This is a genomic window from Arthrobacter sp. H20, from assembly GCF_000520515.1.
Lineage (GTDB): Bacteria > Actinomycetota > Actinomycetes > Actinomycetales > Micrococcaceae > Arthrobacter_D.
This window is the reverse complement of the sequence record NZ_AZRY01000223.1, coordinates 1-8241: the sequence shown is the minus strand read 5'-3', so window position 1 is coordinate 8241 and position 8241 is coordinate 1. Positions and strand designations below refer to the sequence as shown.

General features: G+C 61.0%; 7 protein-coding genes. 2 read left to right on the top strand and 5 right to left on the bottom strand.

Features of this window, described 5'->3' with window-relative positions:
* On the bottom strand, positions 1–602 hold a 602-nt coding region (locus Y703_RS0102025; RefSeq protein WP_035763442.1), incomplete at its 3' end, for an IS701 family transposase.
* Positions 603–2145: 1543 nt separating this feature from the next.
* On the opposite strand from Y703_RS0102025, the gene Y703_RS0102015 reads away from it, so the two are divergent.
* Positions 2146–2520 (top strand): hypothetical protein, encoded by a 375-nt coding sequence (locus Y703_RS0102015; RefSeq protein ID WP_026551390.1) that lies wholly within the window; start codon positions 2146–2148, stop codon positions 2518–2520.
* An 818-nt stretch (positions 2521–3338) separates the two neighbouring features.
* Entirely contained in the window at positions 3339–3998 is a 660-nt protein-coding gene (locus Y703_RS17340) for an HNH endonuclease family protein (protein ID WP_035763440.1), read from the top strand.
* A gap of 53 nt (positions 3999–4051) precedes the next feature.
* Here Y703_RS17340 and Y703_RS0102000 read toward each other — a convergent pair whose 3' ends face one another.
* The 4 genes from Y703_RS0102000 to Y703_RS0101980 all read right to left on the bottom strand — a co-directional run.
* Complete coding sequence (locus tag Y703_RS0102000; protein WP_026551389.1) at positions 4052–4261, bottom strand: helicase associated domain-containing protein; 210 nt, start codon at positions 4259–4261, stop codon at positions 4052–4054.
* Between the two features lie 365 nt (positions 4262–4626).
* On the bottom strand, positions 4627–5493 hold the full coding sequence (locus tag Y703_RS0101990; protein WP_216698848.1) for a phytanoyl-CoA dioxygenase family protein: 867 nt from the start codon (positions 5491–5493) through the stop codon (positions 4627–4629).
* A complete protein-coding gene (locus tag Y703_RS17335; protein ID WP_081743338.1) occupies positions 5486–6667 on the bottom strand; it encodes a LacI family DNA-binding transcriptional regulator in 1182 nt (393 codons plus the stop codon). The genes Y703_RS0101990 and Y703_RS17335 overlap by 8 nt, the downstream gene beginning before the upstream one ends.
* Before the next feature lie 86 nt (positions 6668–6753).
* A partial coding sequence (locus Y703_RS0101980) for an aldehyde dehydrogenase family protein (RefSeq protein WP_343212863.1) occupies positions 6754–8241 on the bottom strand: 1488 nt, incomplete at its 5' end.

Sequence of the window (8241 nt, the reverse complement as noted above, 5' to 3'; positions counted from 1 at the left end):
ACCAGTCCCCAGACAGCGGCCTCATCAATCATTTCCAGGGCCTGGGACCATTTCGTGCGGTGTCGGACCGTGTCCGGGATCCCTGCCCGGGACCGCCGTTCCTGGATCCGGAAGGCGTCCTCGTTCGTCTCCGCACAGGTATCGTCCCATGCCTCGGGGACGAAGAGCCGCCAGTTCAGAGGGCACGAGGCCGCATCGGTGGCCCCGTGCAGACTGACTCCGATCTGGCAGTTCCCGATTTTCCCCAACGTGCCGGAGTACTGGCGGGCCACGCACGGGGAGGCCGGCCCGTCCTTCTTGAACCCGGTGTCATCGATCACCCACGCCTCGGGCCCGATCGTTTCCACCGCCAGGGTTGCCAACCGCCTCCGCACGGGCTCCACCGCCCACGAGGACGAGGAAACAAACTGCTGCAACTGCTGGTAATCCACACCGAGGCGCTCACCCATGGGCTGCATCGACTTGCGCCGGCCATCGAGCATCAACCCCCGCAGGTACAGGCTGCCTTTGGCCCGCTGGTCCTTGCGCGGCAGCGACGCGAAGACCTCGCCCACGAAGTCCTCCAGCTCGGTCCGCACCGCTGCAATCTCATCATCCTTCACGAACCGAAATTAACAGACCCGCGACAGGATTAAAAGAGCAACACTCAGAAACCTAACTAAGTACTACTAGTCGGCGTGGGCCCAACGGTCGTCGTCTCCTGGCGCTGCTGCGGCTTGCCGAACAGCCTTTCTTTCCACCCCATCGTGGTTTCCCTTCTGTAGTCGGTGGCAGGATTATACTCCCGCCCAGACACTGGCGGGAGGTCTCTAGTTGCACCGGACCTGCCGGAAGCTAGGTTGATCCGGTTCGGGAGGTAGCTTCTAGCTAGACGAGTTGAGCCCGTCAGGTCCTATCCCCTGGCGGGTTTTTGTGGGCGGGGCGCTGGCCCTATCGGTCCACACGATGATCATGGGGACTCCCACTGGATATATCGCCGGAACCGCGAGCATGCCGGGGCCCTTAATTTCGGCAGTGAGATTGGCAACGGGGACTAGATGCGCGCAACGGGGGGCGTCGCGGCTTTAGTACGCCACCAGCTGGAACGGTCCCAACGATCCGGTCATCGCGGTGAAGGGACTGCCTCGATTTTGTTGACTCCTTGACCTAGCTAATGCGAACGGGCTGTCAGCGCGGGGAAGTGGGTTGCCGTTCTGAAACCGCACGCCGATCTCTTACGGGCGACCTTATCCAGGACAGCCGCGAGATGGCGATGCTCATCTGAATGAACGGCCAGCCCTCTCCGTAAGGACTGTTGGTTGACACTGCAATTTGGGCAGTCGTCAGGAGTGGCGTGGCTGAGCCCGAGGTGACGGTTGGGACTCCGTGGCGACGGTCCGCGAGCTGTCCGCCGGCGGAGGGGGCCGCATCGACATCTGCAGGCTGGGATTCAATCGTGCGCTGCTGTGTGCGACAGGACTCCTGGTGCGGATATGTGCCGCATGAAATCACTTCCGACCGGCCGAGGGCAAGCGTAGGATAGCCGCATCATCCTCAAGGTGAGCGGGGAAAGCCATGGTACCCAGAGTCCTTCGACTGCTTGCTCTCCTGCTGGCGCTTCTGCTGGCGGTCACCTTGTCGGGTTGTGGACTGTCCGGCGGCGGCGGTGATGATGGCGGGACTGAGGGCAGCGAAACCGCCCCCGAGGACAGTACTGGCTTCACCCCGCAGGAACCAGTACCTTCCCAACCTCCGCCGGATCCCGTGAACGTGCTGCTCGATCAGATTGCCGCCGATCCTCCTGGTTCTTGTCCGTGGACTCCGAACTACCACAGCACCGGTTACACAGGCCTGACTGGTGACCAAGCCAAAGTGTATGCAGATGTCCTAGTCTGCTCCCACAGGGCCGACATTCCGGTTCCCTCTGGGGCGGCAACTAGGTTCCTCACCAATAAGAGCGACGGCGTGTGGCATTTCACGGGGTCTTCAAACGAATACCGGCTCGTGGACACCACGCCAGAGGCGGAGTTCTTCCGTGCGTCAGGGCTTGTCCCTGACGGTCTCCCATTCATGGCTCCGGGGGATTCCGTGAGCATCCCTGACTCCCCCATCATCACGTGGGTTCCGGACCCCGGATTGACCGCAGCCTAGGCAACCCAGGAGTTCTTGATCGGCTATCTGTCGAATCGAGGCGCAGACTATATCGGCGCCACCCTCAATCGGAACACCGGGCACTCCGCAGCGATCCCTAAGTGCATGTTGTCCGCCTATAGGGCTGCGAAGTCGGCATCCGAGATTGAGCCGACCAGCACTCTTGTGGATCGCATCCAGAACGATTTGAAAGCCTCTGCGGCCGCCTCCTGCTTTACGGCGATGTCGGAGGCGGACGCCCAGGCCGACACGCAAGGCCACGCTCGAAATACCAAGGTCACCTGGAATCAGCACGTCAATAAGCTGTCCGGGCAGGTCGACGACGGGCTGCAAGTTGGGAAGTATCTCAACTTCACTGCCGCCGTGTGCAGGATAATCCCAAGATGCTAGTGCCCGCCCCTCGACGGCGATGAGGTATCCGGGTGCTTCGAAGCATTGCGCTCGGAGGTAGCATTATGCGGCGCATCGGCTGGCCCAGCGTGCCACTTCGGCTGAAAACATGGCACCGCGTCATCGGTCCTTGTCCGTAATGGGACCGAACCGGCGCATTCGGCTGCATTGCCAAGAAACATGCGGTCTTTTTGGTACACGCTGTTTAAGATGTGTCGCATCAGTAACGGTAGTCGCCTGTACGACCGGGTGTTCTCACTCACACCCCATACGACCTAGCCAGACGACCTAATCCCGAAGCCTGCTCTTCCCCCGCACCTCCACACCGGCCAGCGCAGCGACCGTGAACCCGGCCGCTCGCGCGGCCAGCATTGACCCCTGGTTTCTGGCGACGATGGCGTTCCCGTCGAGCTCGGCCTCCGTGATGAACAGCGCGACGGCGCCCAACCAGAACGCGTCTGGGACGTACTCGTCGCGCAGCGGCGGGAAGTCGTCCTCACCCAGCCCATTCTCTTGGTCGAGCTGGTACCTGCGCTCCTAAGGCACCAGGTATTCATGGGCGTTCTCAATTTCGTGACGGTCCAAATTTTCGGTGGCCATAATGGTCCTCCATGGTTGGTGTTGCTGTCACCCGGGGCGGTCGCCATCCGGTCGTAACAGTCATGTGTGCGGCATCCCACCGAAACCTCCCCGTGCCCACAACACCGCCAGCACCTATGTAATCCCGAAGCTTTCCCACAAGCTTCCCTAGGACGTCAGTGGTAGGTGTCACACTCATTTCAGCGCCTACTGGGGGCGCTTCTACTCGGGGGAACACCATGAGAATCAAATCGGCGCTTGTCAGCGCCCTCACCATCGGCCTGCTCTTCACGGCGTCACAGCACCGGCCAGCGCCGCGACGACGTACACGACCGACCCCCCCGCGTAGCGCTGTACGTGCGCTGCCCGTCGCGATGGAGAACAACGTCAGATATGACCGGAACCGCCACTTCGGGCAGTGGAGCGACCAGAGTAGGGATTGCCAGAACACACGCGCCGAGGTGCTCATCTCCCAAAGCAGGGTCGCACCGAAGTACACGGCCACGAAGCGCTGTACCGTCGCAACCGGCAAATGGATCACCACGTTCGACAACAAGACGCACACCGCGGCCAGTACTGTCCAGATCGACCACATGGTGCCCGTGCACGAGGCGTGGGGTTCCGGGGCCAGAGCGTGGACGCAGGCCCGCCGCATAGCGTTCTACAACGACCTTGGTTACGCCGGATCGTTGAACGCCCAGACGAGCAGTCTGAACTCCTCCAAGCAGGCTTCCGGGCCTGAGCAGTGGATGCCGCCGGCCAACCAGTGCTCCTACATCGCGCAGTGGACGGTCGTGAAGGCCCGGAGTGGTATGACCGTTGACAAGGCGGAGAAGGCCGCGCTGATCGCCTGGACCGACAAGTGCGCCGCCGTGAAGCTCACCATCACGAAGGCGTAGCCGGAAGATCTGGCGCCCCTCGTTCAGACATCGAGCAGGTGCGCCGACGACCGTCACTCCCCCAGTAGGTCCAGCAGATCCTCCCGTTCGTGATCCAGCTCGGCGGACGACAGCTTGATCCGCTGCGTGTACAGCCACCTCTCCAGCCCGCGCTCGACAGGACCGCCGAGCTGTTTCGGGAAGCGACCCTGCTCGGCGACGAATCGGAATAACGCCGTGTACCGCCGGTTCCAGGCTCGCTCACGGGCTCCCGGCGGCACCATGTAGCGGGGCTGGTCATGGCGTACCAGGCGCTGGCCGGCGAGGGCTGGGTTGATGACCTTGCGCTGCCGGATCCTGCACCGGACCGTTTCCTAGTTAACCCAGGCATAGCCTAGGGATCTGCGCGAACGTCAGCCTGCGGAGATAGAAAAGCAGCCACTCGTCCTCGGATTGGGCCGGCGGCCATGGATCCCCGAGGCGAGGATCATCGACCCCGTCAGGAATCATCGTCCTTGGGATCCGGCAGCTTGGGCAGGTTCTCGGCCGTCACCTTGTACATCCGGGCGATGTACTCCTCGAGCTTGGTGCGCACCGTTCGGGTGTTGCCCGAGCAGCCGGTTTGGTGCGACCGATTATGTCATCAGCATCACGCCTCACCCATCATGAGCCCTTCGATAGAGTGCTTCTGTGTAATTGGGGTCAACTCGTCCACCACCGGACAGACAAGGTGGTCACGGACACGCTGAGGGAGCTTCTCATAAAACTCCTTAGTTACCGCCATATCGTGGTGCTCCGCGTTCCCAGCCCCGGGAGCGTCCACACCGAGAACTAGGACAGGCCTCGACTTTTCTGAGTGGTTCTTCGTGCCCCGGTGTATGGTCAACGCCGATCGCGCCGAAATATCCCCCATTTTCGGGAATTTCCGCTGTGCCAGCCCCTCATAGCGGCCGTACGCCGACTTCGGAGGAAACATTTCGTGATCGAAGCCTTCGGATAGGTCCCACTGCGTGGTCGGCGCGACCTCGAACGGACCCATGTCCTCTTCCGTATCAACGGCGGTCGCGTTGAACGCCAGCGATGTCAAGCGTTTGTTTACCCGGGTATCCTCGGGCATTGGAAAGTCCCTGTGCCATGGCTGGTTAACGGCACCGGGGCCGGGAACGTCAAACCCAAGTTCGACAAATTGGTAGTCCGGGCCCAAGACAGATTCACAGACCATACGCACCCAGGGGTGATCGACCAGTTCCACCCATCCTCTAAGCTGCTCAGGGTGAATCTCGACGTAGTAGCGCTTCGGCCCTCGACCCACCGCACCGCCCGGTCGAGACAAAGCCTCCTGGAAAGCAACTTCGATGTCCTCCCCGAGCTGAGTCGCCCATTCACGGGAGAAGGCCCCTTTCCGTGCGATAACCCCGTCTGTGTAGAGCCCGGTAACAGCCGCAACTGTCTCATCGGCGGCATCACTCGGAATGGGCATATGTACGTCCTCGACGGTTCTAACCACCTCAGTCATTACTTCCTCTTTTCTTGATGGTTCTCTTCGGTCGGCTGCGCGCCAACGCTGAAGAGGGGGGTTCAGTTGCATAACGTGAATCATGGATCGGATCCGGTCTCTGGTCTGTAGTACCGGAACCGATGTTGCCCATCCCTTGGTGGATCTGTTCCGTGTGCAGCCGGCCGGTGGAGGCGCGCTCGATGATGGCGGCCTGCCCGGCCAAGATCACGTCCCGTGGTTTGGCACCGTGAAGTTGGTCGATCAGAGCATCGACAGCGGCTCCGCCAAGTTCCTGCAACGGAAGTGCCATGGTGGTCAGTGGTGGTTCAAGGTAGGCCGCGATGGGCAGGTCATCGTACGAGAGCAGCGAAACGTCCGCGGGGATCCGTTTGCCCAGTGCGTGCAGTGCGCTGAGCGCTCCGACCGACTGGCTGAAGGTGCCGGCGTAAATCGCTGTTATTTCCGGGTTTTCTGACATGAGCTGTTGCGCACCTTCGTACCCACCGGCTTCACTGTATGCTGCGCGGGCAACCGCGGGGACGGCTACGCCCGCGCTCTTTGCCTCCTCGAGGAACCCGTGCTCTCTTTCGCGTGCAGGCATGAGATCCCCCGGCCCGGAAATGTGCCCCATGTTGCGGTGACCTAGCTCGTAGAGATAGCGGAATGCAGTACTGCTTGCCCCCATCAGGTCAACACTCACATTGCGGTTGGATTCCGCGACGGAACGATTCACGAAAACGTGAGGAACTTTGTCAAGTCTTCCCGATTCGAGCAAGGGATGCCCTTCCCTTGCAGATGCGATCAGCAGGCCTTCCACCCGACCGGCACCAACCAGATCTGTATAGTCGGACTGCGCACGGGAATCTTCGGTGTCCTCGGCTAACAGCACCACGAACCCACGTTCACGGGCCTGCTGGTACGCTCCTCTCGCAATCCGGGCGTACACGGCGTTGGTCAGGTCGGGAAGAAGTAGAGCCAGCGCCCGGGTCCGTGAACCGGCCAGGGCTTTTGCGCCGGCGTGGGGCTCGTACCCAAGGGTGGATGCGGCTTCGAAGATACGGACGCGGGTTTCCTTTCGAACGTTCAGCGTTGAGTCCCCGTTGAGCGCCCGCGATGCAACCGACTTCGTCACGCCGGCTGCGTTTGCAACGTCAATCAGTCTGGTACGAGTCGGGGGCGGACTCGGTTCCATGTGGAAGGCCCTTTCAGTGCGTGTGGATCCTGCAATAGTGACGCGCCGGTCCGGGGTCAAGCAGTGCCCGGACCGGGCGCCCAGTTTTATAGCGGCGTGGACCCGTAGTCGGTGTATACGGTTTTGCGGCGGGTGTAGCGTTCAAATCCGTGCAAGCCGTCATCTCCACCGAGTCCGGACAGCTTCCATCCGGTGTGGAAGCCCTGGACCTCCTCGGGTCCGATCCTATTAATGTAAACCTCACCGAATTCAAGATCATCGGTTGCGCACATAGCGGTCCGCATGTTTTCGGTGTATACATGCGAATTTAGTCCGTATTCCGTGGAGTTAGCCCATTCGATCACCTCTTTATAGGTATCGAACGGAACGATAGGAAGGACCGGTCCGAAAACTTCATGCTGGACGATGTCCATGTCGTTGGTGACGTTGGTCAGCACTGTGGGGGCGAACCAGTATCCGCCGCTGTCCTCCATTCCTGGCGGACGGCCGCCGCCGGTTTCGACCTTGGCGCCCGCCACGACTGCCGCGTCGACGAATTCCTTGACCTTGTCCCATTCCGCCTGCGAAACCTTCGGGCCCATTTGGGATGAGTTGTCCAGCGGGTCACCTACCTTGAGGTCTTTCACCTTTGCCACGAAGCGTTTGACGAATTCGTCGTAGACACCCCGCTGGACATAAGTCCTCTCGTTGCAGGTGCAGACTTGCCCGCAGTTCCAGAATCTTGCTTCAAAGGCCTGCTGCACGGCGAGATCCAGGTTGGCGTCGTCGAACACGATCACGGGTGCTTTGCCACCGAGTTCGAGGGATACTGGTATAACTTTCTCTGCCGCTTTTGCGAGGATTTCCCTGCCTGCCCTAGTAGATCCTGTGACCGTCACCATGTTCACCAGCGGATGTTCAACGAGGGCCGCGCCAATGACCCGGCCCGGGCCGGTGATGACGCTGATCAGCCCATCTGGAACTCCTGCGAGCTGACATAACTTTGCCATGGCCAGCGCGGAAAGCGGTGTTATTTCACTCGGCTTGAGCACGATGGCGTTACCGGCCATGAGTGCGGGAGCCACCTTGCGGGCGAAAATCGCAGCAGGGAAATTCCACGGAATGATCGCCGCGACAATTCCCACCGGCTCTTCTCTGATGACTAGTTGCTGGCCGTGCCCCGCCGGGGCAGCCAACTCACCGACGTTGCGGTATTTCTGACTGACCGCGTAGTCAAAGAAGGCCTTGACGCCGCCAATTTCCCCGCGTGCTTCGGTGATGGTCTTACCTTGCTCCGCCACCACGATCTGCGCCAACTCTTCGGCGTGCTCGTCGACCTGGCGGATGACTTCCTCAAGTACCGAAGCGCGTTCGGCGAGGGATCTGCGTGCCCATTCCTTCTGTGATGCGCTGGCTTTGACCAGCGCGTTCTCGATGTCTTCCTGGCGGCCGTCGGGAACCGCCGTGAGGACCTCTCCGGTGGCCGGATTGTCAACGAGGCGGGTGCCGTCGGTGGTGACCCATTCGCCACCGACGAACATAGCGGGCGACGCGCCTAGCAGCGAACCTTCAGTGAAGAGTGTTGCATTCATTGG

Coding starts and splice junctions, on each gene's coding strand:
- Y703_RS0102000 (WP_026551389.1), bottom strand. CDS start 4,261: ATGGTGCCGCCGGGAGCCCGTGAGCGAGCCTGGAACCGGCGGTACACG.
- Y703_RS17335 (WP_081743338.1), bottom strand. CDS start 6,667: ATGGAACCGAGTCCGCCCCCGACTCGTACCAGACTGATTGACGTTGCA.
- Y703_RS17340 (WP_035763440.1), top strand. CDS start 3,339: ATGAGAATCAAATCGGCGCTTGTCAGCGCCCTCACCATCGGCCTGCTC.
- Y703_RS0101990 (WP_216698848.1), bottom strand. CDS start 5,493: ATGACTGAGGTGGTTAGAACCGTCGAGGACGTACATATGCCCATTCCG.